Source organism: Mycolicibacter sinensis, from assembly GCF_001667375.1.
Lineage (GTDB): Bacteria > Actinomycetota > Actinomycetes > Mycobacteriales > Mycobacteriaceae > Mycobacterium > Mycobacterium sinense_A.
Genome location: NZ_LZIN01000105.1, coordinates 17547 through 42562 on the forward strand (window position 1 = coordinate 17547; position 25016 = coordinate 42562).

General features: G+C 69.1%; 20 protein-coding genes and 1 tRNA gene. 7 read left to right on the forward strand and 14 right to left on the reverse strand.

Annotated elements, in window-relative coordinates:
- Positions 1 to 26: 26 nt before the first annotated feature.
- The 11 genes from A5771_RS20810 to fdhD all read right to left on the reverse strand — a co-directional run bounded on the left by A5771_RS20810 (position 27) and on the right by fdhD (position 12658).
- The gene (locus A5771_RS20810) at positions 27 to 314 is read right to left on the reverse strand and encodes a WXG100 family type VII secretion target (protein ID WP_064857090.1); all 288 of its coding nucleotides are present in this window, start codon (positions 312 to 314) and stop codon (positions 27 to 29) included.
- A gap of 14 nt (positions 315 to 328) precedes the next feature.
- On the reverse strand, positions 329 to 622 hold the full coding sequence (locus A5771_RS20815; RefSeq protein ID WP_064857096.1) for a hypothetical protein: 294 nt from the start codon (positions 620 to 622) through the stop codon (positions 329 to 331).
- Positions 622 to 2082, reverse strand: coding sequence for a PPE family protein (locus A5771_RS20820; RefSeq protein WP_064857167.1), 1461 nt, complete (start codon positions 2080 to 2082; stop codon positions 622 to 624). Before A5771_RS20820 ends, A5771_RS20815 begins: the two co-directional genes overlap by 1 nt.
- A 2-nt stretch (positions 2083 to 2084) precedes the next feature.
- Positions 2085 to 2399 carry a PE family protein gene (locus A5771_RS20825; RefSeq protein WP_064857091.1) on the reverse strand — a complete coding sequence of 105 codons (315 nt, stop codon included), beginning with the start codon at positions 2397 to 2399 and terminating at the stop codon, positions 2085 to 2087.
- Positions 2400 to 2439: 40 nt separating this feature from the next.
- Entirely contained in the window at positions 2440 to 6393 is a 3954-nt protein-coding gene (eccCa, locus tag A5771_RS20830) for a type VII secretion protein EccCa (RefSeq protein WP_064857092.1), read from the reverse strand.
- Positions 6390 to 8006, reverse strand: a complete 1617-nt coding sequence (gene eccB / locus A5771_RS20835; protein WP_064857093.1) for a type VII secretion protein EccB — start codon at positions 8004 to 8006, stop codon at positions 6390 to 6392. The genes eccCa and eccB overlap by 4 nt, the downstream gene beginning before the upstream one ends.
- Positions 8003 to 9835 (reverse strand): type VII secretion AAA-ATPase EccA, encoded by a 1833-nt coding sequence (gene eccA / locus A5771_RS20840; protein WP_064857094.1) that lies wholly within the window; start codon positions 9833 to 9835, stop codon positions 8003 to 8005. Before eccA ends, eccB begins: the two co-directional genes overlap by 4 nt.
- Positions 9836 to 10087: 252 nt before the next feature.
- Positions 10088 to 10987, reverse strand: a complete 900-nt coding sequence (locus tag A5771_RS20845) for a class I SAM-dependent methyltransferase (protein ID WP_064857095.1) — start codon at positions 10985 to 10987, stop codon at positions 10088 to 10090.
- Between the two features lie 72 nt (positions 10988 to 11059).
- The gene (locus tag A5771_RS20850) at positions 11060 to 11347 is read right to left on the reverse strand and encodes a WXG100 family type VII secretion target (RefSeq protein WP_064857090.1); all 288 of its coding nucleotides are present in this window, start codon (positions 11345 to 11347) and stop codon (positions 11060 to 11062) included.
- A gap of 14 nt (positions 11348 to 11361) precedes the next feature.
- Entirely contained in the window at positions 11362 to 11655 is a 294-nt protein-coding gene (locus tag A5771_RS20855) for a hypothetical protein (protein ID WP_064857096.1), read from the reverse strand.
- 178 nt (positions 11656 to 11833) lie between these two features.
- On the reverse strand, positions 11834 to 12658 hold the full coding sequence (gene fdhD / locus A5771_RS20860) for a formate dehydrogenase accessory sulfurtransferase FdhD (RefSeq protein WP_064857097.1): 825 nt from the start codon (positions 12656 to 12658) through the stop codon (positions 11834 to 11836).
- An 88-nt stretch (positions 12659 to 12746) separates the two neighbouring features.
- Here fdhD and fdh point away from each other — a divergent pair, with 88 nt between their 5' ends.
- The 3 genes from fdh to nrfD all read left to right on the forward strand — a co-directional run bounded on the left by fdh (position 12747) and on the right by nrfD (position 18036).
- Positions 12747 to 16025, forward strand: coding sequence for a formate dehydrogenase (fdh, locus tag A5771_RS20870; RefSeq protein WP_234783149.1), 3279 nt, complete (start codon positions 12747 to 12749; stop codon positions 16023 to 16025).
- Positions 16025 to 16984: a 4Fe-4S dicluster domain-containing protein gene (locus tag A5771_RS20875; protein WP_064857100.1), complete on the forward strand. Its 960-nt coding sequence runs from the start codon at positions 16025 to 16027 to the stop codon at positions 16982 to 16984. Before fdh ends, A5771_RS20875 begins: the two co-directional genes overlap by 1 nt.
- A gap of 74 nt (positions 16985 to 17058) precedes the next feature.
- The gene (gene nrfD / locus A5771_RS20880; protein ID WP_234783152.1) at positions 17059 to 18036 is read left to right on the forward strand and encodes an NrfD/PsrC family molybdoenzyme membrane anchor subunit; all 978 of its coding nucleotides are present in this window, start codon (positions 17059 to 17061) and stop codon (positions 18034 to 18036) included.
- A 7-nt stretch (positions 18037 to 18043) separates the two neighbouring features.
- Here the strand turns inward: nrfD and A5771_RS20885 are convergent, their stop codons facing one another.
- Positions 18044 to 18256 (reverse strand): DUF2945 domain-containing protein, encoded by a 213-nt coding sequence (locus A5771_RS20885; protein ID WP_064857102.1) that lies wholly within the window; start codon positions 18254 to 18256, stop codon positions 18044 to 18046.
- Positions 18253 to 19239, reverse strand: coding sequence for a selenide, water dikinase SelD (gene selD, locus A5771_RS20890; protein ID WP_064857103.1), 987 nt, complete (start codon positions 19237 to 19239; stop codon positions 18253 to 18255). Before selD ends, A5771_RS20885 begins: the two co-directional genes overlap by 4 nt.
- A gap of 161 nt (positions 19240 to 19400) precedes the next feature.
- Between selD and A5771_RS20895 the strand changes: the two genes are divergently transcribed.
- The 3 genes from A5771_RS20895 (at position 19401) to selB (ending at position 22625) form a co-directional block, all read left to right on the forward strand.
- Positions 19401 to 19495, forward strand: a tRNA-Sec gene (locus A5771_RS20895).
- 12 nt (positions 19496 to 19507) lie between these two features.
- Positions 19508 to 20815 carry an L-seryl-tRNA(Sec) selenium transferase gene (gene selA / locus A5771_RS20900; protein ID WP_064857104.1) on the forward strand — a complete coding sequence of 436 codons (1308 nt, stop codon included), beginning with the start codon at positions 19508 to 19510 and terminating at the stop codon, positions 20813 to 20815.
- A 13-nt stretch (positions 20816 to 20828) separates the two neighbouring features.
- Complete coding sequence (gene selB, locus A5771_RS20905; RefSeq protein ID WP_064857105.1) at positions 20829 to 22625, forward strand: selenocysteine-specific translation elongation factor; 1797 nt, start codon at positions 20829 to 20831, stop codon at positions 22623 to 22625.
- Between the two features lie 63 nt (positions 22626 to 22688).
- Here the strand turns inward: selB and A5771_RS20910 are convergent, their stop codons facing one another.
- Complete coding sequence (locus A5771_RS20910; protein ID WP_064857106.1) at positions 22689 to 23654, reverse strand: hypothetical protein; 966 nt, start codon at positions 23652 to 23654, stop codon at positions 22689 to 22691.
- Between the two features lie 236 nt (positions 23655 to 23890).
- On the opposite strand from A5771_RS20910, the gene A5771_RS20915 reads away from it, so the two are divergent.
- Positions 23891 to 25012, forward strand: a complete 1122-nt coding sequence (locus tag A5771_RS20915; RefSeq protein WP_064857107.1) for an acyl-CoA dehydrogenase family protein — start codon at positions 23891 to 23893, stop codon at positions 25010 to 25012.
- Positions 25013 to 25016: the final 4 nt, after the last annotated feature.

A 25016-nucleotide genomic window follows, 5' to 3' on the forward strand; every position in this document is an offset into this window, starting at 1 on the left:
TTCTCTCGTCGAGCGGATCACCTGGCTCAGCCCCACTTGGCCGCTTCGGCGGTGTCGCGGGCGTTCATCATCATGGTGTTGGTCTCATGCGTGCTCGCCATCGCACGATAAGCCAGCACCAACTCCTCCATCGCCTGATTCCACTGCACCTGCCAGGCCTGATACGTCATCCCCGTATCGCCCTGCCACGCCGCCGACAACGCCGCCTGCTCACTGGCAATATCCGCGCCCACCGCCTGCAACGTGCCCGCATACCCATTCATCTCAGCCGCATGGGCCAACATCGCCGGGTAGTTGTACATAATCTGCGACATCGAACAAAACCTCCCTAAACCCCGGTGTAACCAGAAGCCGCAGCCGCATCAGCCGCAACATACGTACTGCCGGCATCCGCCAAATTCGCCTGCGCCATATCCAGCAACGCATTCACCCGCGCCGCCATCGCCACAAACCGCGCATGCGACCCCTGAAACGCCGCCGCCGCCTCACCGAGGTGAAACGCCTGCGCCGACAACGCCGCCTGCTCGGCCTGCGCCATCGTCGACCGCATCAACGCCGCCTTAGCCCCAAACGCCGACTCCGAGGCCACCAACTGCGGAATATGGGCATCCAACAAACTCATCACCGCACTCCTTTCTCTTCCTTTGATACTTCGACTGGCGATTCCGAGTCCGGATCGCCACGATCGCTCTCACTCCAGGTGTCAGGCAACATCGGCACGCTCGGGCCACCACCGAATCCGTCGTCGGCCAGCGTGGCCAGCCCCGACGCGGTCGCGGTGCTGCGCTTGCCCACCGTTCCGGTGAAGCCCAGGGCCCCGGCCCCGCGATCCGAACCGGAAGCAGCCGGCTGCTCCACCGGACCGGCCGGACGCGAATCCATGTCCATGTACTCGTCAGCGTGGTCGTGCAACACCGCACGCCGGCGCCGTCGCGCCCGGACCTTGTCACGGGCCGACGCAGCCACCCCCGCCGCGGCCGCCGGCACCCGAGAGGCCGGTGCCTGCGCCTTGTTGCGGTCGGTGAGGATCGGCCCCAGACCAGTGCCCGGGTCGGTGCCCCCCACCAGGTAGCCGAACCCCAGCACTCCGGCCGCCGGTGGCGGCGGCGCCACCGCCGAGGTGGCCGGGGCCGCCGGCACCGCGGGCGCACCGGGTGTGGCGATGCCGGAGGCGAAACCGCTCACCACCGCGATCGGCCGGTCACCCGAGGGGGTGAACGCGAGCGGCGTCGGCACGATTTCGTCGTCGCCGGCAGCCGGCTCACCCAAGGTGGGCAGCTGGCTCAACGCCGCGCCCAGAATGATCGGCAGAAATGCCGGGGCGGACAGCATCACGCCCCAAAAGGTGAAACCGAACGGGATGAAGAACGCCTCGTAGGCGATGAAGAACAGCAGCGGGAACCAGGCCGCCAGCGCCGCGGGGCCGCCGCCCAGGATCTCCCGCATCACCCCGACCGGATCCTGCAGCAGCTGGCCGAGTTGGTTGAACAGCTGGGTGAAGAAATCCCCGCCCCCGGCGGCATCGGCGGGCTGCGCCGAGTCAGCCTTGACCACCGGCGGTGCTGCCACGGCCCGCGGCGCCGACGCCAGCGCCGCACCCGACACCGCGTGATAGGTGCCCATGGTGGTGGCCGCCTGAACCCACATCCGGACGTAGTCGGCTTCGTTAAGCGCGATCGGGATCGCGTTGATGCCAAAGAAATTGGTGGCGACCAAAACTCCGTGCGTCATGTGGTTGGCGGCCAATTCGGCCAGCGTCGGCATCGACGCCAGCGCACTGGTGTAGGCCGAGGCCGCCACCTCATGCTGGGCGGCCACTCCGGCGCTGTCCGCGCTGGCCTTGCCCAGCCAGGCCAGGTAGGGCACGTGCGCCGCCAGATACTGCTCGGCGCTGGGACCCTGCCAGCCACCGCTCTGCACCGCACCGAGCAGCGCGGTCAATTCATCTGCGACGGTGGCGTACTCGACGCTCAGCGCATTCCACACCCCGGCAGCGCTCAGCAGCGGACCCGCTCCGGGACCGCTGCTCAGCAATGCTGAATGCACCTCCGGCGGGGAGGCGATCCAGACCGGGGCGGCAATCATCAGGCGCTCGCGCCCCTCGCCACATAGGTCGAGGCGGCCGCGGCGTCGCCGACGGCGTAGTTGACGCCGGATTCACCGACGCCCACACCGGCGCGGCCGAGCTCGGTGGCGCCCTGCGCCCCCACCGCGGCGTGCTCGCTGCCCTGCGCGCTGAAACCGGCGGCGGTCTGCAGCGACACCGGGTCGGCCGCCGGCGGCACCACCGCGGTGATCAGCGGGGCGGCACTGGCCTGTGCGGCCGCCAGCCGGGCGGTCAGTGCCTCGACCGCTGCGCTGGCGGCGGCGAGACCTTCCGGAACCACATTGAGTGTCATGGCTGTTCCTCCTCCTTATCGCTTCGTACTTCGTTGCGCGTCAGCGCGTCAGACTCTGGCTGAACAATGGATTGACCAGCTGCAGATAAGTGGGTTCGTCGCTGTCGCCGAGCAGCATCGCCCGGCCCGCCGGCAACCTGCCGAACCGCTGGCCGCGGATCTTGCCGGAATCGGCCGGGTTGCCCGACAACATCAGGGTGGTCGCCTGCAGGTCGTTGAGGCGACGCAGCAGCGGGTTGGTCATCAGCGCGTGGGCCGACCCGGTGGCCCGGCCGGTCACGATCACCCGCAGCCCCAGATCACCGGCTTGGGACAGCAGCCCGATCAGGTTGGTCCACGGCCGCTGACCGGCGTACGGCCCGGTCAGCGCCGGGGAGTCCGGGATCGAGTCGACGTCGTCGATGATCAGGTAGTGGGTGTGCCCCTGGTAGGTCCACCCGGCCAGGTCGGCGGTCGACAGCCCGGCCGGCGGCCGGCGCGAGCCGATCAGCGCGGACAGGCCGAGCATCGCCGGGATCACCCGGTCGACGTTGGCGGTGTACTCGTTGTCTGCGAACAGCGGTTCGTCGACCAGGTGCAGCCGGCGATCCAGCACGGTGAACGCCACCTGCTCGGCGGTGCTGTTCTCCCGCACGGTGCGGATGATGTGCCGCAGCAGGGTGGTCTTGCCGGACTTGCTGTCCCCGAGCACCATCACCAACGGGTTGTCGGTGAAGTCCAACTCCACCGGTGCCAGGTCCTCTTCGCGCTGACCGATGACGATCCGCTCCGAGCCCGGCCACAGCGTCCCGACCTCTTCGGGCGCCAGGTTCGTCGGCAGCAGTCGCACCGGCGGCGCGGCCAGCCCGGGGTGGCGGGCATTGATGTCGGCGATCTGGCTCAGATCCGGTTGGGCGATCAGGAAGTGCTCGGCGGCCACGGTCAGGCCGCGGCCCGGCTGATTGGCCGGCACCGCCTCGGCGGGACGGGTCAGGGCCCCGGCCACCCGGACGTTGCTGTCGCGCGGGTCGTGCAGCTTGAGCTCGAGGCGCAACCCCAGCCCGTCGCGCATCGCCAGCGGTATCTCGAGCCAGCTCGGGGTGGTGACGATTACGTGGATGCCATAGGCCAGACCGACATTGACCAGCTCGGTCACCTTGGCCAGCAACGGGTTACGGGTGTTGAACTGGTCGGTGTTGTCCCGGCTGAACGCGTACAGGTTGTCGATGACCAGGAAGACCTCGCCGTACCCGTCGTTGAGCGAGCCGATACTGCCGTCCCGGAACGCCTCCCGCTGCTGGCGGGCGGTCAGCAACTGCTCGAGTTCGCCGAACGTGCGGCGGATCCGCTCGGGCTCCAGCCCGGACGCGACACTGCCCACGTGGGCCAGGTCCTCGAGCGCACGCAGCTGCCCGCCGCCGTAGTCCAGGCAGTAGAAGGTGACTTCACGCGGCGAGTGCAGACTGGCCGCCGACATGATGAACGTCTGCAGCGCAGTCGTTTTCCCGGACTTGGGCCCGCCGTGGATGAGCATGTTGCCACTGGCCGAGCGGGCGTCGAAAACCAGCGGGTCGCGGCGCATGTCGAACGGCTTGTCGATCTCGCCCAGCGGCCAGCGCAGCTGCCGCTCGCCGATTCCAGCGCGAGCCAAGGTCTCGGCCAGCGGGATGGTGTCGTCCAGCGGAGGCAGCCACAGCACCGGAGCCTGCGGGCCGTAGTGCGCCAGCTGGTCACCGATCGTCGCGATCAGCTTGCGCGGCGGCGCGTACGTCTCCTCGTCGTTCTCGGCCACGATAGTGGTCTCCGCACCGGAGGCCACCGCACCGGCGGTGAACAGCTTGGGTTCCGGAATCGCGTGCATCACCACGGCTCGCGATTGCCGCGGCGGGTCGTAGATGCCGTCGACGTAGGTGCTGCGGAATTTGATTGGCGCCGCGCCCGGGGCGGGCACCAGGAAGCCTTCGCCCTTGTGCTCCTTGCCGGATTCGATGTGGTAGGCGTCCTCCACCCCGATGATCTGCCGAGAGACGCTGGGGCTGGCCACCTTCAGACCGATCCGGTAGGAGGTGTTCTTGTCGATGTCCTTGATCTTGCCGACGTCCAGGGTCTGCGAGGCGAACAGGATGTGGATCCTAAACGAACGGCCCTTGCGGGCAACGTAATCGAACAGCTCGGCGTACTCGGGGTGATCGGCGAGCATCAAGGTGAACTCGTCGGCGACGATGAACAGCGTCGGGATCGGGGCCAGATCGTGGCCCGCGGCGATCGCGGCCTCGTACTCGGTCACCGAGTTGAACGCGCTGCCCTGCACCTGGCGGCCGGCCTCGCGCAGCAGCAGCTCACGCCGGGCCACCTCGCCGCGCAGGGTGTCGGCGAACCGGTCGGCCAGCGACTTCTTCTCGGCCATGTTGGAGATGACCGCGACGACCTGCGGGAAGTGCCGGAAGATGTCGGCGCCGGCCTCACCCTTGAAGTCGGCGTAGATCACGATGAGCCGGTCCGCGGGGTGCGTGGTCAGCAGCGCCAGCAGGATCGCCATCAGCGTCTGCGACTTGCCGGAGCCGGTCATGCCGATCATCAGGCCGTGCGGGCCCATCCCGCCCTCGGCCTCGTCCTTGAGGTCGAAGATCAGCGGCTCGCCGGTCGCGGTGACCCCGATCGGAACCCGCAGTTCCTCGTCGCGGCTCCGCGGCGCCCACAGCGCGGGCACGTCGAGGCGGGAGGCGTCGGGGATGTTCAGCAAGGTGGTGAAAGTCGCCCCGCGGGTGCTCGCCGAACGCAGCCCGGCGTGCGTCGGGTTGGAGTCCCAACGGGACAGCCGCCGCGCCAGATGGGCGGCCTCCTCGGCGCCGAGGGCGTCGGCCTGATCCACATAGCGCTGCCAGCCGCCGGTCTGCCAGCGGTCGATGGACTCCCCGTCAGCGCTGATCCGCAGGATCGGGCGCTCGGGGTCGGAGTACTGTTCGCGGTTCGGTGCGACGCTGCTGCGCTGCACGATGGTGACCCCGGCCCGGGCGGCGCCCAGCGAGGAGGCGGCCAGGTCGAAGTCCGGGTCGTCGATGATCACCAGCAGGTGCCGCGCCGTCTCGGCCGGCTCCCCGGTGAACGGCGGACGCTCGGCCAGCGCCGGAGCCAGCAGCACGGCCAGCTCCTCGGCGCTGCTCGCCAGGTAGCGGGCCGGGCCGACGCCGTCGATGGCGCCGGGAATGTCGATGTGCGGCAACCACTTCAGCCAGGACCAGGCCGGGCTTTCCAGCTCGGGGCTGGCCAGCGCCACCCCGAGCATGGTGGGGTCGTGCCAGGTGACGGCCTGAGCGACCCAGGCCCGCACCGCACCGGCCACGTCGTCAGCCGAATCGGCCAGCACGGTGATCCGGGACACCTTCGTCAGGTCCAGGCCGACGGGCACGTCGCGCACCGTGCGCTGGGTGTCGAGCAGGCTGCGTAATGCGCTGTGCGACACCGGCTCCAGGTCGATCTCGTCGGCGGTGTCGGTGACCCGCACCGCGCTGGCCAGCGGCACCGAGTGCCGCCCGGTGCGCACCACCAGGAAGTCCTCGTCGTGCGGGTCGCGCTCCCACTGCCGCCGCGAGCCGGGAACCGCGGCCAGATCCGACGGCTCCGGGTGCGACCACTCCGCGGCGGCGCGCTGCTTGGCGGCCGAACCCCGGATGTTGTCCCGCACTACCGACAGGTAGCGCAGGTAGTCGGCCCGTTCGGCGTCGACCTCGACGGTGCGGGCCTTCTTGTCGCCGCCGCGGTAGATGCCGGCCGCCGCCACCAGCAGGGCGAACGGGAAGAACAGCATCACCGGGGAGATCAACCGCATACCGGTGGCGACCATGGCGATCACCATGCCGACGATCAGGATCACGATCACCACCGGCAGCGCCCGCTGCAGGAACGACGCCGGCACCACCCTGGGCAACTCGGGAGGCGGCTCGATGGTGATGGTGCCCTTGTCGGTGGGCGGCGCCGGCAGCCGGCGCCGCGCCTCGAAGATCAGTCGGCTCATCGGGTCTCTCCCCCGTCGGTGGCACCCAGCTCGGTGGTAGCGCGGCGGACGGGCCGTTGATCCGGCGCCAGTGCGTCGTGGGCCAGCAGCGCGTCGGCGCGCGACAAGGTGGGCCCGAGGGCGAACTGCGCCAGCACCGACCACGGGATGGGCAGCGCGGGCTGGCTCAGCCCGAGCGCCGACACGGTGTCCCCGTCGCCACCGGTGGTACCGGCCTCGGTGTCGACCCCGTAGCGCACCCCGGTGTCAGAGATCCAGAACAGCGGGCCCCCAGCCGGATTGGCGGTCGGGTCGCCGCTGACACTCTGGGTGAAGTAGCCGGTTCCCGGGGCCAGGGCGACCCGGGCGGCGGTGCCGCCGACTCCGGCGCCGACCAGATCCAGGGTGCGGACTCCGTCGCGCAGCGGCAGCGAGGAGCCGGACAGCAGCGTCAGCGAGCTGGTGCTGGCCCCCGCCGCTCTGCTCCAGTGCGCACACGTGAGCGGGGCGGCCACCGAATCGGTGATGCTGACCGGCTGCTCGGGGAAGCGGGAGGTGTCCAGGGCGCGCGAGACCGGCAACCGCGCGACGTCGTCGGCGCCGAGAAGCGGCGGCCGCTCCAGCCCGTGCGAGTCGGTGTTGCGCAGCACGGCGGCGAGCACACCGGAGATCGGCTGCAGGCCGTCGGGCAGCACCGCGTAGTAGCGCAGCGTCCCTTGCGCGTTGCCCTCCAGGGCGTGCGCCGCCACCACCGCCGGCACCGGTGCGGCCCCCGGCAGGTCGTACGACGGCTGGTCGCCGGCGCCGGGGATCACCGGCGCGGTCAGCGCGGGCGCCTCCGGGATCACGTTGAACAGGCCGGTCGAGATCGACCGCGGCGTGGGGACTGCCGTGCCTCGCTCACCGAGCCCGAGCGCGCCGGTGACGGCCCGGTCGGACAGATCGATCCGGCTGCGTTTTCCCTCCCACAGCAGCCAGGCGCCGGCACCATTGTCTGCCAGCACGGCATGCTGTGCATCAAGCGCGCCGGCCCGGGATCCGCCGTCGCCCAGCGGCCCGGCGATCACCGTCGTCCCGGCGGCCGTACCGGCCACCGAGTCGCACACCGTCCAGTCCGCGTCACGGCTGGTGTTCTGCACCATCCGCTCCGGGGCACCGGGGATACCGATCAGGTTGCCACGCGGAATCTTGTCCAGCCCAGCGCTTTTCACCGCGGTCGGGTTGACCGGGCGGCCGGCGATCAGCCGCGCGGAAGTCAGGTTCAACACCGGGTGCAGCTGGTCGCCGACCCGCACGTACAGCGCCGAGGTCGACTTGTCCGCCAGCACCGGGTCATTGGCCGCGGCACTGTTGGGCCAGATCAGGGTGAACACGAAGCAGCCGCCGGCCACGGTGGCCAGCACGAGCAGACCCATCAGCACCGCACGCGCCTGAGAGCGCAGCGGCTCCACCAGCATCCGGGTGTCATGCAGAGCCACGCCGGAGGCGATCCGCCGCATCACGAACCGCCAGCCGCTGACCTGGTGCTTGGTGACGAAACCCCTTCGGTACTCGACCCGGTCGGGGTTCTCGTTGATCGGGGTGCGGGATGCGAACGAGCGCCGCTCCTCCGGGTCTTGGGAAGTGGCGCTCACGCGTTGGCCTCCAGACCCAGGCCACGCAGCAACGGCGTCACCGAGTAACGGACATCTTCGGTCGTGATGGTCATGAGCTCCTCATCGGTGAACACACCGGTACCGGACTGTTCGGAATGGTCGAGCCGGAACTCGCGCTCCTCCTCGGAGCGTTCGACGAGGTTCCGGACGAACCGGCCGTTGCCGGCGATGTCGAGGCTGCGCCGGGCGATCCCATTGGCGTCGGGGTGCGACGCCTCGGCCAGCTGGCCGAACAGTGCCTGCATCTCCTCGAGCGCGGACTGCTCGAAGCGACTGTCGCGCTGCTCGGCCATCTTGTAGGCGATCTCGACCAGTTCCGGCGGCTGGTAGGACGGGAAGTCGATGCTGCGGGTGAAGCGCGACCGCAGACCTTCGTTGGTGTCCAGGAACCGGTCCAGGTCGGCGCGGTAGCCGGCGACGATCACCACCAGGCGGTCCCGGTCGTTCTCCATCCGCGCCAGCAGGGTGTCGATGGCGACCAGGCCGAAGTCGTTCTTGGCGCCGGTGGCCACCAGCGCGTAGGCCTCGTCGAGGAACAGCACGCCGTCCAGCGCGCTGTCGATGATCGCGTTGGTCTTGGCCTCGGTCTCGCCGATGTGCTGACCGATCAGGTCGGCACGGTGCACCTCTTTGATGTTCTCTTTCTTCAGCAGCCCCAGGCCGCAATAGATCTTGGCCACCACGCGGGCGATGGTGGTTTTACCCGTTCCGGGCGGTCCGGCGAACACCAGGTGGTGGGTGCGCTGCCCCACGGCCAGGCCGTGCTGCTTGCGCACCACCTCCATGGCCACCGAGCTCTTGAGCCGCTGCACCTGGTTCTTGACCTCGGACAGGCCGATGAACTCGCCGAGCTCACGTTCGGCCTCGGCCAGCAGCTCGGCCTTGCGCTCATGAGCGGCCGGGTCGATGAAGTCCTCGGCGCTCGGCTCGGTCTCGGGGTCCCAGGGATCGGTCCGGGCCTCGATCCGCGCGGCGGTGGTCGTGACGATCCCGAAACTGTGGTCCAGCAGGGCGTGCTGGACCTGTTCGTTCTCCGGGTTGGCGGCGTAGAGGTCCTGCAGCACCTCTTCGGCCGTCTCGTCGTCGCCCTGCGCCCGCAGGATCAGCCCTTTGGCCAGCGCCCCGTCGGTGGCGGCGACGGCGATCGGCCCGTCCGGCTCCTCGAGGTAGGACAGCGCCGGGGCGTACATGCCGAGTCGGGCCAGGGCGATGCCGAGGGCAATCTTGGCGGCGTGGGTGAACAGCTCGTCGCGGTCGGCGTCGTTGACGATCGGGGTCAGCAGTTTGACCATGTCCGACCAGCGCCCGGCGTGGTGGTTCACCGCGATCGCCAGCCAGCGCGCGTCGTTCCACCCCGGACGCCGCTGGGTGATCTCGGCGACCAGCTCGTTGGCCTCCGCGCAGCGACCGGCCATCGCCAGCTGGGCGGCGTGGGCCAGGTGGAAGTCATCGGCGTCGGTGGCGCGCAGCTTCAAATACAGCCCGGTGTCGTAGTGGAAGCCCAGCGCGCCGGCCGGCAGGTCCAGTCGCCGCTGCAGCGCCCCGGCACTGGCGGCGGTCGCCGACACGGCGGCCAACACCCGCGGTGACTGGTCGCCGGCGGCGGCCAGGCCGGCCCAGGCGTCGCACTGCTCGTGCGCGATTCGGGTCAGCGCGGCGAAGCCGGCGCGGGCCGCAGTCAGGTCCGCGGGGCGTTGCCGCTGGTGAACCGGGATGCCCAGGGCACGGCAGCAGGTGGCGAACCTGCTGAGGGTTTCCTCGTCGACCCGTGGTTGCGGTGTCAATAGAGCCGCGTCACCGTTGGTCATGCGTGGCTCGCCCCTTCGCAAGTGTTGCCTAAGCTAACTCGGCTGAAGTTAGCATTGCATAAGCTAACTGTCGAGGTGGGTCGAGGCGATCGCCGGGTGGCTTGCGTCACCGTTATCCGCGCCTTGCGGGCGCCCGGACCCGGGCCGAGCGCGCGGCCACCGTTCCACCCCATACCAGACTCCTTATTGAAAATCATTTTCGTTATCACGGCACGGTACCGCACCGAGTTCTCCGGCAACAGCCGACCTCTCCTACTTTTTGACCGCCCGGACCAGTGAGTTCCGCGCGACCATCGGCCCGGCCTCGGTACCCGGCCCCGGGACGGGCCGGCCCAGCTCGCGCAGGTAATCCGCCAGCGGCGTCGCCACTGCGGTCCAGCCCCGCGCGCCGAACCACTCATCGGCCGGCGCGCAGCGTTCGTTGTAGATCAACCGGTGGAAAGTGCGAGTGTCGTCGTCGGCCGCCACTTCGGCCTCCACCGCGGCGGCGAAGTCCTCGTCGGACAGCGGAGCGCCGTCCTCGACCGCTACCTGGCTGCCCGGAGCGGCCAGGCCGTCGATGCCGGTGAACAACTGCTCCTGCGCGTCGGCCGGAAGGTAAATCAGCAGGCCCTCGGCGATCCACGCCGAGGGCTGGGCCCGATCGAAGCCACTGGCGACAAGCGCCGCGGGCCAGTCCTCACGAAGGTCGACGGCGACCTCGCGCCGCTCCGCTGTCGGCCGGATGCCGCGCTGAGAGAGCACGTAGCTTTTGTAGGCCAGCACCTGGGGCTGGTCCAGTTCGTAGATCGTCGTCCCGTCCGGCCAGTCCAATCGGTAGGCGCGAGAATCCAGCCCGGCCGCCAGGATGACCACCTGGCGCACCCCGGCGTCGGCGGCGCGGCGGAAGTAGTCGTCGAAGTAGCGGGTGCGCGCACCCTGGAAGTTGACGAAGTGCTCCCCGAAATCGCTGGTCAACAACTGATGGTCGAGGAGGTTGCCCTCGACCACAGCTTGCCAGTCCCCGCCGGCCGCGCGGCAGAACAACTCGGCATAGGGATCGACCGCCAACGGTTCGGGTTTGCGGGCTTCCAAGGCCCGGGCGGTGGCCACGAACAAGGCGGTCGAACCGACGCTCGTGTTGATGTCCCAGCTATCACCGTCACTACGCATTACAGGCATTCCAGTGACCCTACGCCGCAGTAACCAGCGTGGAATCCCCGATTACTACGGGCTGCCGACCACTCAGCCCCACTTGGCCGCTTCGGCGGTGTCGCGGGCGTTCATCATCATGGTGTTGGTCTCATGCGTGCTCGCCATCGCACGATAAGCCAGCACCAACTCCTCCATCGCCTGATTCCACTGCACCTGCCAGGCCTGATACGTCATCCCCGTATCGCCCTGCCACGCCGCCGACAACGCCGCCTGCTCACTGGCGATATCCGCGCCCACCGCCTGCAACGTGCCCGCATACCCATTCATCTCAGCCGCATGGGCCAACATCGCCGGGTAGTTGTACATAATCTGCGACATCGAACAAAACCTCCCTAAACCCCGGTGTAACCAGAAGCCGCAGCCGCATCAGCCGCAACATACGTACTGCCGGCATCCGCCAAATTCGCCTGCGCCATATCCAGCAACGCATTCACCCGCGCCGCCATCGCCACAAACCGCGCATGCGACCCCTGAAACGCCGCCGCCGCCTCACCGAGGTGAAACGCCTGCGCCGACAACGCCGCCTGCTCGGCCTGCGCCATCGTCGACCGCATCAACGCCGCCTTAGCCCCAAACGCCGACTCCGAGGCCACCAACTGCGGAATATGGGCATCCAACAAACTCATCACCGCACTCCTTTCTCTACTACCGGTTAGTCGCGAACCACCCCGGTCCGGTTCCCGAGAGGCACGCAACGACGGTACGCCCGGGGGAGCCGGTCTGCTCAATATTTGAGGACCGACTGTCCGGAATCTAACAGGATCTACGAATCGTTGACCGGGGTTATCTCCGCGATTGCGGTGTTCAGCCGATGATGCGGTCGGGGCGGCTGTAGACGTTCATCGACGACCCCCGCAGAAACGCCACCAGGGTCAGTCCGCAGTCGGCGGCCAGGTCGACGGCCAGGGATGACGGCGCGGAGAGCGCAGCCAGGACCGGAATCCCGGCCATCACCGCCTTCTGGGTCAGCTCGAATGACGCCCGCCCGCTGACCAGCAGCACAGCCCCGGTCAGCGGCACGTGGCCGTTCTCGAGGGCCCACCCGATCACTTTGTCGACGGCGTTGTGCCGGCCGACGTCCTCGCGAACCACCCGCATGGTGCCGCCGTCGGTGAAGTCGAACAGCGCCGCGGCATGCAGACCGCCGGTGGTGGCGAAGACGTCCTGTGCGGCCCGCAGCTGATCCGGCATCGCTGTCAGTGCCGCCGCGGTGACGCGCACCGGGTCGTCGCCCGGGTCGTGGCGACTGGCGAGTCGCACCGCTTCCAGTGAGGCTTTGCCGCAGATACCGCACGACGAGGTGGTGTAGAAGTTGCGGGTGACGTCCACCGCGGGCGCGGGAACGCCCGGGGCCAGCGTCACGTCCAGCACGTTGTAGGTGTTCGTTCCGTCCGGCCGGCCGCAATATCGGGCGCTGAGCACGTCATCGCGACCCGAGATGATCCCCTCGGTGAGCAAAAAGCCCTGCGCCAGCTCGATATCCGAGCCGGGCGTGCGCATCGTGACCGTGAGCGGCGTGCCGCCCAGCCGGATTTCCAGCGGTTCCTCGACCGCCAAGGTCTCGGACCGCTGGGTCGCGTCACCGGCGACAAGGTGGCTGACCCGCCGGCGCTGGGTTATCCGACTCATCGCTCCATCATCCCGGCTCGGGTTCTCATCGGCCTCGGTTGCCGCCGAACAGCGCGTCGCTCGCGCACACCGGGACTACTCTGCAGGGATGGTTCAGCGAAAATTCCTGGAGTGGCCGGTAATCCGGCAACTGCGCACCGGTGACCTGCTCGGCCGCGGGCCGGCCGTCACCTCCGAACGCACCCGTGCCATCGCGCCGCGAACCGCGACCGCCGACCGGGTGGTGCAAAGCGTCTGCCCGTATTGCGCGGTCGGATGCGGCCAGCGCGTCTACGTCAAAGACGAGAAGGTCGTACAGATCGAAGGCGATCCGGACTCGCCGATCTCCAGGGGGCGCCTGTGTCCCAAAGGCGCCGCGAGCGAGCAGCTGGTCAACTCCCCCGGCCGGCAGATCAGCGTGCTGTATCGGGCGCCGCGCGCCACGCAATGGCAGCCGCTGGAGCTGGACACCGCGATCGACATGGTGGCAGACCGGTTCATCGCGTCACGCCGGAACAAGTGGCAAGACACCGACGCCGACGGCCGGCCGCTGCGGCGCACCATGGGGATCGCTTCGCTGGGCGGCGCCACGCTGGACAACGAAGAGAACTACGTCATCAAGAAGCTCCTCACCGCCGCCGGCGCGGTACAGATCGACAACCAAGCTCGTATTTGACACTCCTCCACGGTTCCCGGTCTGGGAGCCTCTTTCGGTCGCGGTGGCGCGACGCAAAGCCTGCAAGACATGGCGAATGCCGACTGCATCGTCATCCAGGGTTCCAACATGGCCGAGTGCCATCCGGTGGGTTTCCAGTGGGTGGAGGAGGCGCGGGCCCGCGGCGCGGTGGTGATCCACGTCGACCCGCGGTTCACCCGAACCTCGGCGGTGTGCGACAAGCACGTCCCGATCCGGGCCGGCTCGGATGTGGTGCTACTGGGCGCCCTGATCAACCATGTGCTCACCCACGACCTGTGGTTCCGTGAGTACGTGCTCGCCTACACCAACGCCGCGACGTTGGTCAGTGAAGACTTCCGCGACACCGAAGATCTGGGCGGGCTGTTTTCCGGCTTCGATCCCAAGACCGGCCAGTACGACCCGTCGAGTTGGGCGTACCAGAGCCGCGAGGCCGGCGACGACGACATCGGCTCGCCAGGGGGCGGCCATGAGCACGGCACCAGCGCATCGGCGCGCGCGGTCGGCGAGACGTTCGGCAGCGGCGGCCCGGCACTCGAACACCATCGAGTGCAGCGCGACGAAACTCTGCAGCACCCGCGCACGGTCTTCCAGATCCTCAAGCGGCACTACGCGCGCTATACCCCCGAGATGGTCCAGGAGGTCTGCGGCATCGACCCCGAGACGTTCGGATACCTGGCCCACGCGGTCACGGCCAACTCGGGGCGCGAGCGCACCACCTGTTTCGCCTACGCGGTGGGCTGGACGCAGCACACCCTGGGCGCGCAGTACATCCGCACCGCGGCGATCCTGCAACTGCTGCTGGGCAACGTCGGCCGGCCGGGTGGCGGGATCATGGCGCTGCGCGGGCACGCCAGCATTCAGGGCTCCACCGATATCCCGACGCTCTACGACATGCTGCCCGGCTATCTGCCGATGCCCAAGGCCGGGCGCGACGACACCCTGGGCAAGTACCTGGACCGGGTCGGATCCAAGAGCCAGAAGGGATTCTGGGCGAGCGCCGACGCGTATCTGGTCAGTCTGCTCAAGGCGTGGTGGGGCGACGCCGCGACCGCCGAAAATGACTGGGCATTCGACTACTTGCCCCGGCTGACCGGACCGCACGGGACCTATCAAGCCGTGACCGGAATGCTCGCCGACGAAGTGGAGGGCTACTTCCTGCTCGGCCAGAACCCGGCCGTCGGCTCGGCCAACGGCCGCCAGCAGCGGATGGGAATGTCGCACCTGAAGTGGCTGGTGGTGCGCGACCTCAACCTGATCGAGTCGGCCACCTGGTGGAAGGACGGCCCCGAGATCGCCTCCGGGGAGCTGCGCACCGAAGACATCGAGACCGAGGTGTTCTTCCTGCCGGCCGCCGGCCACGTCGAGAAAGCCGGGACGTTCACCCAGACTCAACGGCTGTTGCAATGGCGCCACCAGGCGGTCGCCCCACCGGGGGACTGCATCAGCGAATTGCAGTTCTTTGTCGAGTTGGGCAACCGGATTCGCGCCAAGCTGGCCGGGTCGACCGATCCGCGGGATCGGCCGCTGCTGGATCTGGTCTGGGATTACCCGGTCGATGACCACGGTGACCCCGATCCGGAGTCCGTGCTGGCCGAGATCAACGGCCATGGCGCGGAAGGCGTCCCGCTGTCGTCCTACACCGAGCTGCGCGCCGACGGATCCACCGCCGCCGGCTGCTGGATCTACACCGGGGTGTACGCCGACGGCGTCAACCAGGCTGCCCGCCGCGCGCCGGGCGGCGGTCCCAGTCGCAGTCAGTCGCAGTGGGGCTGGGCCTGGCCGGCCGACCGGCGGATCCTGTACAACCGCGCCTCGGCCGACCCCGATGGGGTGCCGTGGAGTGAGCGCAAACGCTATATCTGGTGGGATGCCGAGTCGGGCCGCTGGACCGGCGACGATGTTCCCGACTTCGTCATCGATCGCGCGCCGGGTACCCGGCCGGACCCGGCGCTGGGCGGGCCCGACGCATTGGCCGGCGACGACCCGTTCGTGATGCAGTCCGACGGCAAGGGCTGGCTATTCGCCCCGAAGGGCGTGGTGGACGGTCCGCTGCCGACCCACTACGAGCCGCAGGAGTCCCCGATCGCCAACCCGGTGTATCGGCAACAGCGCAATCCCGCGCGAATCACGTTCCCCCGCAAGGATAATCTGTCGGCTCCGAGCGCCGGCGAGCCGGGCGCCGACGTCTACCCGTACGTGTTCACCACCTACCGCCTCACCGAGCACCACACTGCCGGCGGGATGAGCCGCTGGCTGCCCTATCTGGCCGAGCTGCAGCCGGAGATGTTCTGCGAGGTCTCCCCCGCGCTGGCCGCCGAGCGGGGTCTGGAGAACTACGGCTGGGCAACCATCATTTCGCCGCGGGCGGCGATTGAGGCGCGGGTGCTGGTGACCGACCGGATGACGCCGCTGATCGTGGGCGGGCATACCGTGCACCAGATCGGGCTGCCGTATCACTGGGGTGTCGGCGGCGACGCGGTGGTCAGCGGCGATGCCGCCAACGATCTGCTCGGGGTGACCCTGGACCCCAACGTGCAGATCCAGGAGTCCAAGGCCGGTTCCTGTGACATCCGGCCGGGCCGGCGGCCGCACGGCGCGGAACTGCTGCGCCTGATCGCCGAGTACCAAAGCCGTTCCGGCGCAACGCCAGAGACCGGCAACACCGATATCGACCCGGAAAGGCGGGGCTGATGGGCCAACTGTCCGGACCTTCCGACCCTGTCGCCGACGCCCGGTGGTCGCCGCAGCATCCGCGCAAGGGGTTCCTCACCGACACCTCGATCTGCATCGGCTGTAAGGCCTGTGAGGTGGCCTGCAAGGAGTGGAACCACAACCCCGCCGACGGCGAGCTGGAGCTGCTCGGGTCGTCCTATGACAACACCGGCGCGCTGGGCGCCAACACCTGGCGACACGTCGCGTTCATCGAACAGGGCCGCGACGCGATCGAGGAGGCTCGCGAGTCGGGCCGGCAGCTGATCAGCCTCGGCATGCCGAAAATGCCGGGCGGCGAAGAGAATACCGCACCTCCGGACACAGATCAGTTCCGCTGGCTGATGTCCTCGGACGTGTGTAAGCACTGCACGCACGCGGGGTGTCTGGATGTCTGCCCGACGGGCGCGCTGTTTCGCACCGAGTTCGGAACGGTCGTGGTGCAGGACGACGTCTGCAACGGCTGCGGCAACTGCGTGCCGGCGTGCCCGTTCGGGGTGATCGAGCGCCGCACCGACGGCACCGCGGCGCCGAAGACCGCCCGCGGCGCCGAGCCGGTGTCCAAGTCAGGGGTCGCCCAGAAGTGCACGCTCTGCTATGACCGGCTCCTCGACGGGCAGATCCCGGCGTGCGCCCAGACCTGCCCGACTGAATCGATCAAGTTCGGCGACCACGACGATCTCGTCGCCGAGGGCCGGGAACGGGTGGCCCGACTCCACGCGCTGGGCCGCACCGAAGCCCGGCTCTACGGCGCCAATGAACACGACGGAGTCGGCGGCACCGGGTCGGTCTTCCTGCTGCTCGACGAGCCAGAGGTCTACGGCCTGCCCCCGGACCCGCGGGTGGGCACCGCGGACCTGCCGGCGATGTTCAAACGGTCCGCAGTGGCTGCGGCCGGGATGCTGGCCGCCGCCGCCGTGGCGTTCCTGGGACGCTCGTGAGCACGGCAGCGAGCGGTTCGCGGCGTGGCGGCGGCAGACGCCGGCGACGGGGCGGCGGTGACGGTGGCCGCGAGATGCCGATGGTGCCCGACGTGCAGTTCACCTCCTACTACGGGCGCCCGGTGGTCAAGCCCGCGCCGTGGTCGCATGAGATCGCCGCCTATCTGTTTCTCGGCGGCCTGGCCGGCGGCTCGGGTCTGCTGGCTGCCGGCGCCCAGCTCACCGACCGAAAGATGTTGCGCCGCAACTCCCGGCTGGCCGCGCTGGTGGCGATCGTGTTGAGCGCGGCGGCGCTGATCAGCGACCTGGGTCGCCCGGAGCGCTTCGTCAACATGCTGCGCACCATCAAGCTGACCTCACCGATGAACCTGGGCTCCTGGATCCTGTCCTTGTTCGGTGCCGGCGCCGGGGTGGCGGCCGTCGCCGAGGTCGACCGGATGACCGGTGAGCGGCTGCCGCTGGGCCAGCTGCGCGGGGTGCTGCGCGCCGTCGAGGGCCCGGCCGGGCTGGAGGCCGCCGTGTTCGCCGCGCCGCTGGCCGTCTACACCGCGGCGTTGCTGGGCGACACCGCCACCCCGACCTGGCACGGCGCGCACCGCGACCTGCCGTTCGTGTTCGTCAGCTCGGCGAGCCTGGCGTCCGGAGGCCTGGCGATGCTGACCACGCCGGTGGGCGAGGCCGGCCCGGCGCGCCGGCTGGCGGTGCTGGGAGTGCTCGGTGATGTGATCGCCACCCGCGCGATGGAGCACCGGATGGACCCGATCGCCGCCGAACCGCTGCGCCAGGGCCGGGCGGGGGCGATGCTGCGCGCCAGCGAACTGCTGGCTGTGGCCGGCGGTATCGGGACGCTGCTGGGCGGGCGGAACCGGGCGGTGGCGGCGGTGTCGGGGCTGGCGCTGCTGGCAGCGTCCGCGCTGACCCGGTTCGGGGTGTTCGAGGCCGGGATGGAATCGGCGAAGGACCCGCGCTACACCATCGAGCCGCAAAAGCGCCGACTGGCGGAACGCCGGGCCGCGGGCATCACCGGGGATTCGATCACCACGGCGGGCTGAGCGGACTTCAGTCCTTCAGTTTCTCCAGCGCCGATCCCTTGTGCATGGCGATGTGGTCGGTCTTGTCGCTTCTGATCTCGTACTGCGGCTCATCGGGGCTGGCGCGTCGGGTGTGGCCCTTGTATTCGGTGTCTTTGGTATGGACCTTGGTGATCTTGCCGGTCACGTGCCCGGCCTCGGAGTTCCACCGCACGTGATCGCCGACTTTGAACTTGCTCATCGCACCTCGATTCCGCCTCCGGTCACGGTATGCCCGATCACCGGATACCCGGGAAGCTCCCCGACAACCAGCAGACCGCCGGAGGTCTGGGCGTCGGCCAGCAGCAGCAGCGCATCCTCGCTGATTCCGGGGCCGGGGCGCAGGTGCGGACGCACCCAGTCCAGGTTGCGCCGGCTGCCGCCGGAGACGTAGCCGTCACGCAACGCCGCGCGGGCGTCCTCGATGACCGGTACCGCCGCATGGTCGATCACCGCACCCACGCCCGAGGCCCGACACATCTTGTGGAGGTGACCCAGCAGTCCGAAGCCGGTGACGTCGGTGGCCGCCCGGACACCGTGCGACAACGCGGCCTGCGCGGCGTCGCGGTTCAGCTCGATCATCACCGACACCGCCTCGGCGCACACCTCACCGGTGCGTTTGTGCCGGTTGTTGAGCAGCCCCACTCCGATCGGTTTGGTCAACGTCAGCGGCAGCCCGGGTTCCGCGGCGTCGTTGCGCAGCAACCGGTTCGGATCGGCCACCCCGGTGACCGCCATGCCGTACTTCGGCTCCGGGTCGTCGATGGAGTGCCCGCCGATCACCGGGCAGCCCGCCTGCTGCGCCACCGCCAGTCCGCCGCGCAGCACCTCGGTCATCAGCTCGAGGGGAAGCGTCTCTCGCGGCCACCCGACCAGGTTGATCGCGACCACCGGCGTCCCCCCCATCGCATAGATGTCGGAAAGCGCGTTGGCGGCGGCGATTCGGCCCCAGTCGTAGGCGTCGTCGACGACGGGAGTGAAGAAGTCCGCCGTCGAGAGCACCGCGAGGTCGTCACGCACCAGCACGGCGGCCGCGTCGTCGCCGTCGTCGAGACCGACCAGGACGCGGTCGTGCGCCTGCCCGGTCAGGCCGCGCACCGCGTCCTCCAGCTCGCCGGGCGGGATCTTGCAGGCACAGCCGCCGCCGTGCGCGTAGCCGGTCAGCCGGACGACATCTGGATTCATCCGTTCAGTGTCCCCTGACGCAGCACCAGGCAGGTGAGGGCGTCGGAAAGCGATACCGCATGCGATATCCAATTCGAAAGACCCCCATGGTCCCGCCACGGGACGCCCGAGACGGATGTGACTTGCCGCACGTGGGCACCTCAGCCGATAGGTTGATCCCCGGAGGCGTTTGGGTCCTGGTGGGCTCCCCGGTCTTCAAAACCGGTGAGGCCGAGTAGCTCGGCCTGGCGGGTTCGATTCCCGTCCGCCTCCGCCATAGGAGGCGCCAGTGAGCCAGATCGATCCGCGTCGCGGCATTCCGCGCACCGACGCGCTGCTGGCGCTGCCCGAAGTCCTTTCAGCACGCACCCGGCTGGGCGACCACGTCGTCCACGCCCTGGTGCGCGACGCCCAGGAGCGGGCGCGGCGCGGCGATCTTGATCCTGAGCAGGTGAAATCCTCGTTGCTGGAGCAGCTTTCACACAGTTCGGCAACCAGCCTGCGGCCGGTGCTCAACGCCACCGGCGTAGTGGTACACACCAACCTCGGTCGCGCCCCGCTATCGAAGGCGGCAGTCGACGCGCTGGTGGCGGCCAGCGGCTATGTGGACGTCGAACTCGACCTGACCACCGGCGCCCGGTCCAAGCGCGGTGTCGCCACCCGGGCCGCGCTGCTGACCGCCTGCCCGGCCGCCGAGGACGCGCTGGTGGTCAACAACGGTGCCGCCGCCCTGGTGTTGGCCACCACCGCGCTGGCCGCCGGCAAAGAGGTAGTGGTCAGCCGGGGTGAGCTGATCGAGATCGGCGCCGGCTTCCGGCTGCCGGACCTGATCGCCTCGACCGGCGCGACGCTGCGCGAAGTGGGCACCACCAACCGCACCCACCTGCGCGACTACGCCGAAGCCCTCGGGCCGCAGACCGGCTGCATCCTCAAGGTCCATCCCAGCAACTTCGTCGTGCACGGCTTCACCGCCGCCGTCGGGCTGCGCGAATTACGGCCGCTGGCAAACCAACACGAGGTGCCGCTGGTGGCCGATCTGGGTAGCGGACTGCTGGGGCCCGACCCGCTGCTGCCCGACGAGCCGGATGCGGCCACCGCGCTCTCCGACGGCGCCGATGTCGTCACTGCCAGCGGCGACAAGCTGCTCGGCGGGCCGCAGGCCGGAATGGTGTTGGGCCGCGCCGAGATTCTCACCCGGCTGGCGCGGCACCCGCTGGCCCGCGCGGTCCGCGCCGACAAACTCACCCTGGCCGCACTCGAGGCCACCGTCGCCGGTGCCGCTCCCCCGGTGACCCGGGCCCTGCACGCCGATCCCGGCCAGCTGCGCGCCCGCGCCGAGCGGTTGGCCGCCGCGGTGGGAGCGACCGTGATCGCCCACGACGGCCGCGTCGGGGGCGGCGGCGCCCCCGGGGTGCCACTGGCGGGCTGGGCGGTCCGGCTGCCCGAGGCCGCCGCCGCCGCGCTGCGCACCGGCGAGCCCGCGGTACTGCCCCGGGTGCACGACGCCGCCTGCCTGCTCGATCTGCGGTGTGTGCCCGAAGCCGACGACGAGCGGCTGCTGGCCGCGGTGCGCACCGCCCTCGACCGGATCGGCTGAGCGTGTTCCGACCATGTTCGTAGTCGCCACCGCCGGCCACGTCGATCACGGCAAATCCACCCTGGTGCGGGCACTCACCGGCATGGAGCCCGATCGCTGGGCCGAAGAGCGCCGCCGCGGGCTGACCATCGATCTGGGCTTCGCCTGGACCAGGCTGCCGTCCGGCCGGCAGGTCGCTTTCGTCGACGTGCCGGGCCACGAACGGTTTCTACCCAACACGCTGGCCGGGCTCGGGCCCGCGCCGGTGGTGTGCTTCGTGGTCGCCGCCGACGAGGGCTGGTGTGCGCAGTCCGATGATCACCGCGACGCCGTTGCCGCCCTGGGTGTTTCGCACGGCCTGGTGGTGCTCACCCGCGCCGATCGGGCCACCGCGCAACGTGTCGATGAAGTCTCGGAGCAAGCCCGAATCGAACTGGCCCGAACCGGCCTGTGCGATGCCCCGGTCGTCGCCGTGTCGGCGGTCGGCGGCACCGGGCTGGACCAGCTACGCACCGCCCTCGATGACGTACTGGCCGGCGTGCCGGCGCCTCGAGCCGACGGGCGGGTGCGGCTGTGGGTGGATCGGGTGTTTCCGGTCAGCGGGGCCGGGACGGTCGTGACCGGCACGCTGACTTCCGGCACGTTGACCCGTGGCGACCATCTGGACCTGCTCGCCGGGGAACGACCGACGCCGGTCGCCATCCGAGCTCTGCAGTGCTGCGGTGAACCGATGACCAGTGTTGCGCCCACGGCCCGGGTCGCGGTCAACCTGCGCGGCATCGCCGTCGATGCTGTGCATCGCGGTGCCGCGCTGACCACGCCGGACAGTTGGCGCAGCACCGGGATCATCGACGTGCGGCGCAGCACCGGAGCTGGGCTGGGCACGGCGCCGGAGCAGCTCACGGTGCACATCGGAACCGCGGCGGTACCAGCCAGATTGCGGTGTTTCGACGACGACCATGCCCGGCTCACCCTGCAGCGCCCGCTGCCACTGATCCCCGGCGACCGACTGCTGCTGCGCAACCCCGGCAGCCGCCGAATCCTCGGCGGGGTGCTGGTTCTTGACGCCGACCCGCCCGTCCTGCACCGGCGCGGCGATGCGGGCCGGCGGTCTGCCGCACTGGCCTGCCTGGATCTGGACGATCACGCCGGCCGGGCGCACGCCGAGGTGGCGCGGCGTGGCGCGGTCACCCGACAACGATTGCACATTCTGGGCTGCGACTGCACCACGGTGCCCGCCGGCGTCCGGGTGATCGGCGACTGGTGGGTGCATGCCCCCACCTACGACGCCTGGCGGGAGCGCCTGCAGGCCGAAGTGCGCGAACTGCGGCAGCGGGATCCGTTGGCCGCCGGGCTGTCCCGGGGCGCAGCCGTTGACACGTTGGCCCTCCCCGATCCGGTCCTGCTCGACGACGTCGTCGCCAGCGCCGGGCTGGAGCAGCACCACGGGCTGATCCGGCTGCCCGGCCTGCCCGGCGATCTGGGCCCGGCCGACGCCGCGATCGCCGAGCTCGAATCGCGGCTGGCCGCCGATCCGTTCCGTGCACCGGAAGCCGACGACCTGGCCGCCCTGCACCTGGGCACCCGTGAGCTGGCGGCGGCCGAACGGGTCGGGCGGCTGTTGCGGCTCACCGATCACCTGGTGCTGCTGCCGACCGCGCCCGCCCTGGCGATGCGGGAGCTTGCTCGGCTGGATCAGCCGTTCACCGCCAGCCAGGCCCGACAAGCGCTGCACACCACCCGGCGGGTGATGATCCCGCTACTGGAGTACCTCGACGCTCGCGGCTGGACCCGGCGGATCGATGCGGTCCAACGCGAAGTGGTGCGCTAACAGGTCCCGCAAACACGAAATGCCCCGGCGAACCGGGGCATTCGTGCGTGCTGTTGTGGTCGGTTACGCGTCCGGCGTCAGCAAGCCGAGGTCGAGCGCGCTGTACAGACCGGCGGCTGCCAGGTCGGCGTCGGGCGTGATCACGTCGACGTCGGAGTAGTCGGCCGGCGCGAACCACGACGCCGCCCACGACATGTCGAAGTTGCCGAACGGCGTCTTCAGGAAGTCGACGGCGGCAGTGTCGTCACCGGCGGCGTTGTAGTAGAGGTTGGTGAAGCCGAAGCCCAGCTGGTTCTGGGCGTAGACGTCCCCATCGTCGGTGACGAACACGTTGTTGATCCCGGCGCCGAACAGCGACTCCGTGAGGTAGTTGGTGCCAACCAGCGTGTCGCCCTCACTGGGAACGAAGGTGGCATCCAGCTTCCAGGTCTGCGAGAACGGATCCTTGTCGACGAGCAACTGCGCGTCATCGGTGCCGTACACCGGCGTCCAGGTCAGGTTCTCCGGAATGTCCTTGCCATACGCCAGGTTCAGCGCGCTGTACAGTCCGGCGTTCTCCAGCGCCTTGTCCGGCGAGGCCTCGTGCAGCTTTGAGATGTCTTCCGGGGTGAACAGCCACGCCATCGAGGACATGTTGATGTTTCCGAACGGCGTCTTCAGGATGTCGACGACGTCCTTGCCGTCACCGTCGGCGTCGTAGTACAGGTTGGTGAATCCCAGACCCAACTGATTCTGGTTGTAGACGTCCTTGGTGGCCTCGTCGATGAACAGGGTGTTGAGCCCACCGGTCGACGGCGTGAGGTACGTGGTTCCTACCAGCGTGGTGTCGCCGTTGACGAAAGTGGACCCGACGGCCCAGGTGTTGATGAACGAGTTCGCCTGCTGCAGGACCTCCGCGGTGTCGGTCTGGTAGACCGGCGTCCACGTCGGCGCCGGCGTTTCGGCCGTATCGGCGTTGGCAGTCCCGGCCGCCAGGAACGCCGCTGCCGCAGCGCCACCTACCGCCACACCCAGTGCACGGAACTTCATGACATCCTCCCTTGTTAGAAACCGTCGCTCTTTTTCTTTTGACGGTAGCGTCATTGTAGGGCTGTCCCGATCTGACGTCAAGTTTTTTCACAGGTTTTTTTTGGGAACGAATCGTTCCTCTTGATCCCGGCGCTGCGGTCGAGTACCTTGAACCAATTTGATGGGACCGTACGTCTCGGTAAATCACCGGGACCTTTCGATAAGGAACCGCCGTGTCCAACCGCCGCTCCCCCTGGATGACCGACGACCTCGACGCGCTGCGCGAGCTGGCTCGCGCCTTCTGCGAAAAGGAGATCGCCCCCAACATCGAGAAGTTCATCGGACAGCACCAGGTCGACCGCGACCTGTGGAACAATGCCGGCGAGCTGGGGTTGCTGTGCCTCTCAATTCCTGAGGAGTACGGCGGCGGCGGCGGCACGTTCGCCCACGAAGCGGTGCTGATGGAGGAGCAGGCGCGCGTCTGCGACACCGCCTGGGGTGTCAGCGTGCACAGCACCATCGTCGCCCACTACCTGCTGGCCTACGGGACCGAGGAACAGAAGAAGACCTGGCTGCCGAAGATGGCCAGCGGCGAGGTCGTCGGCGCTATCGCGATGACCGAGCCGGGCACCGGCTCGGACTTGCAGAACGTCAGGGCCCGCGCCACCCGCGACGGCGACGAGTACGTGGTCAACGGCTCCAAGACGTTCATCACCAATGGCCAGCAGGCGGATCTGATCATTACGGTGGTCAAGACCGAGACCGCCGAAGGCGCCGGCGGCATCTCCCTGGTGCTGGTCGAGGCGGACCGCGCGGGCTTCCGGCGCGGCCGGTCGCTGGACAAGATCGGCCAGCGCGGCCAGGACACCTCCGAACTGTTCTACGACGACGTCCGGATCCCGGTCTCCAACCTGCTCGGCACCGTGGAGGGCCAGGGGTTCATCCAGCTCATGCAACAACTTCCCCAGGAACGGCTGGTCATCGCGGTCGGCTCGGTGGCCGGGATGGAGACCGCGCTGGAGCACACGCTGCGTTACACCAAGGAACGTCAGGCGTTTGGGCGGCCGATCTTCGGATTTCAGAACACCAAGTTCAAGCTAGCTGAGGTGGCCACCGAGGCAAAGATCGCCCGGGTGTTCATCGACGACTGCATCGAACAGCACATCCGCGGCGAACTCGACATCCCCACCGTGGCGATGGCCAAGTGGTGGACCACCGACCGCGCCATGCACGTCGCCGACGAGTGCCTGCAACTATTCGGCGGGTACGGCTACATGACCGAGTACCCGATCTCGCGGATGTGGACCGACCAGCGAGTCCAGAAAATCTACGCCGGCACCAACGAAATCATGAAGGAGATCATCGCGCGCGCCCTGTGAAAGC

Excerpts from the sequence above, each read along its gene's own strand:
- eccA (WP_064857094.1), bottom strand. The coding sequence starts at position 9,835 with ATGACCAACGGTGACGCGGCTCTATTGACACCGCAACCACGGGTCGAC.
- A5771_RS20810 (WP_064857090.1), bottom strand. The coding sequence starts at position 314 with ATGTCGCAGATTATGTACAACTACCCGGCGATGTTGGCCCATGCGGCT.
- A5771_RS20910 (WP_064857106.1), bottom strand. The coding sequence starts at position 23,654 with ATGAAGTTCCGTGCACTGGGTGTGGCGGTAGGTGGCGCTGCGGCAGCG.
- A5771_RS20875 (WP_064857100.1), top strand. The coding sequence starts at position 16,025 with ATGGGCCAACTGTCCGGACCTTCCGACCCTGTCGCCGACGCCCGGTGG.
- selD (WP_064857103.1), bottom strand. The coding sequence starts at position 19,239 with ATGAATCCAGATGTCGTCCGGCTGACCGGCTACGCGCACGGCGGCGGC.
- nrfD (WP_234783152.1), top strand. The coding sequence starts at position 17,059 with ATGCCGATGGTGCCCGACGTGCAGTTCACCTCCTACTACGGGCGCCCG.
- A5771_RS20815 (WP_064857096.1), bottom strand. The coding sequence starts at position 622 with ATGAGTTTGTTGGATGCCCATATTCCGCAGTTGGTGGCCTCGGAGTCG.
- fdhD (WP_064857097.1), bottom strand. The coding sequence starts at position 12,658 with ATGAGTCGGATAACCCAGCGCCGGCGGGTCAGCCACCTTGTCGCCGGT.
- A5771_RS20885 (WP_064857102.1), bottom strand. The coding sequence starts at position 18,256 with ATGAGCAAGTTCAAAGTCGGCGATCACGTGCGGTGGAACTCCGAGGCC.
- eccCa (WP_064857092.1), bottom strand. The coding sequence starts at position 6,393 with ATGAGCCGACTGATCTTCGAGGCGCGGCGCCGGCTGCCGGCGCCGCCC.
- A5771_RS20855 (WP_064857096.1), bottom strand. The coding sequence starts at position 11,655 with ATGAGTTTGTTGGATGCCCATATTCCGCAGTTGGTGGCCTCGGAGTCG.
- A5771_RS20850 (WP_064857090.1), bottom strand. The coding sequence starts at position 11,347 with ATGTCGCAGATTATGTACAACTACCCGGCGATGTTGGCCCATGCGGCT.
- A5771_RS20915 (WP_064857107.1), top strand. The coding sequence starts at position 23,891 with ATGACCGACGACCTCGACGCGCTGCGCGAGCTGGCTCGCGCCTTCTGC.
- A5771_RS20845 (WP_064857095.1), bottom strand. The coding sequence starts at position 10,987 with ATGCGTAGTGACGGTGATAGCTGGGACATCAACACGAGCGTCGGTTCG.
- selB (WP_064857105.1), top strand. The coding sequence starts at position 20,829 with ATGTTCGTAGTCGCCACCGCCGGCCACGTCGATCACGGCAAATCCACC.
- A5771_RS20825 (WP_064857091.1), bottom strand. The coding sequence starts at position 2,399 with ATGACACTCAATGTGGTTCCGGAAGGTCTCGCCGCCGCCAGCGCAGCG.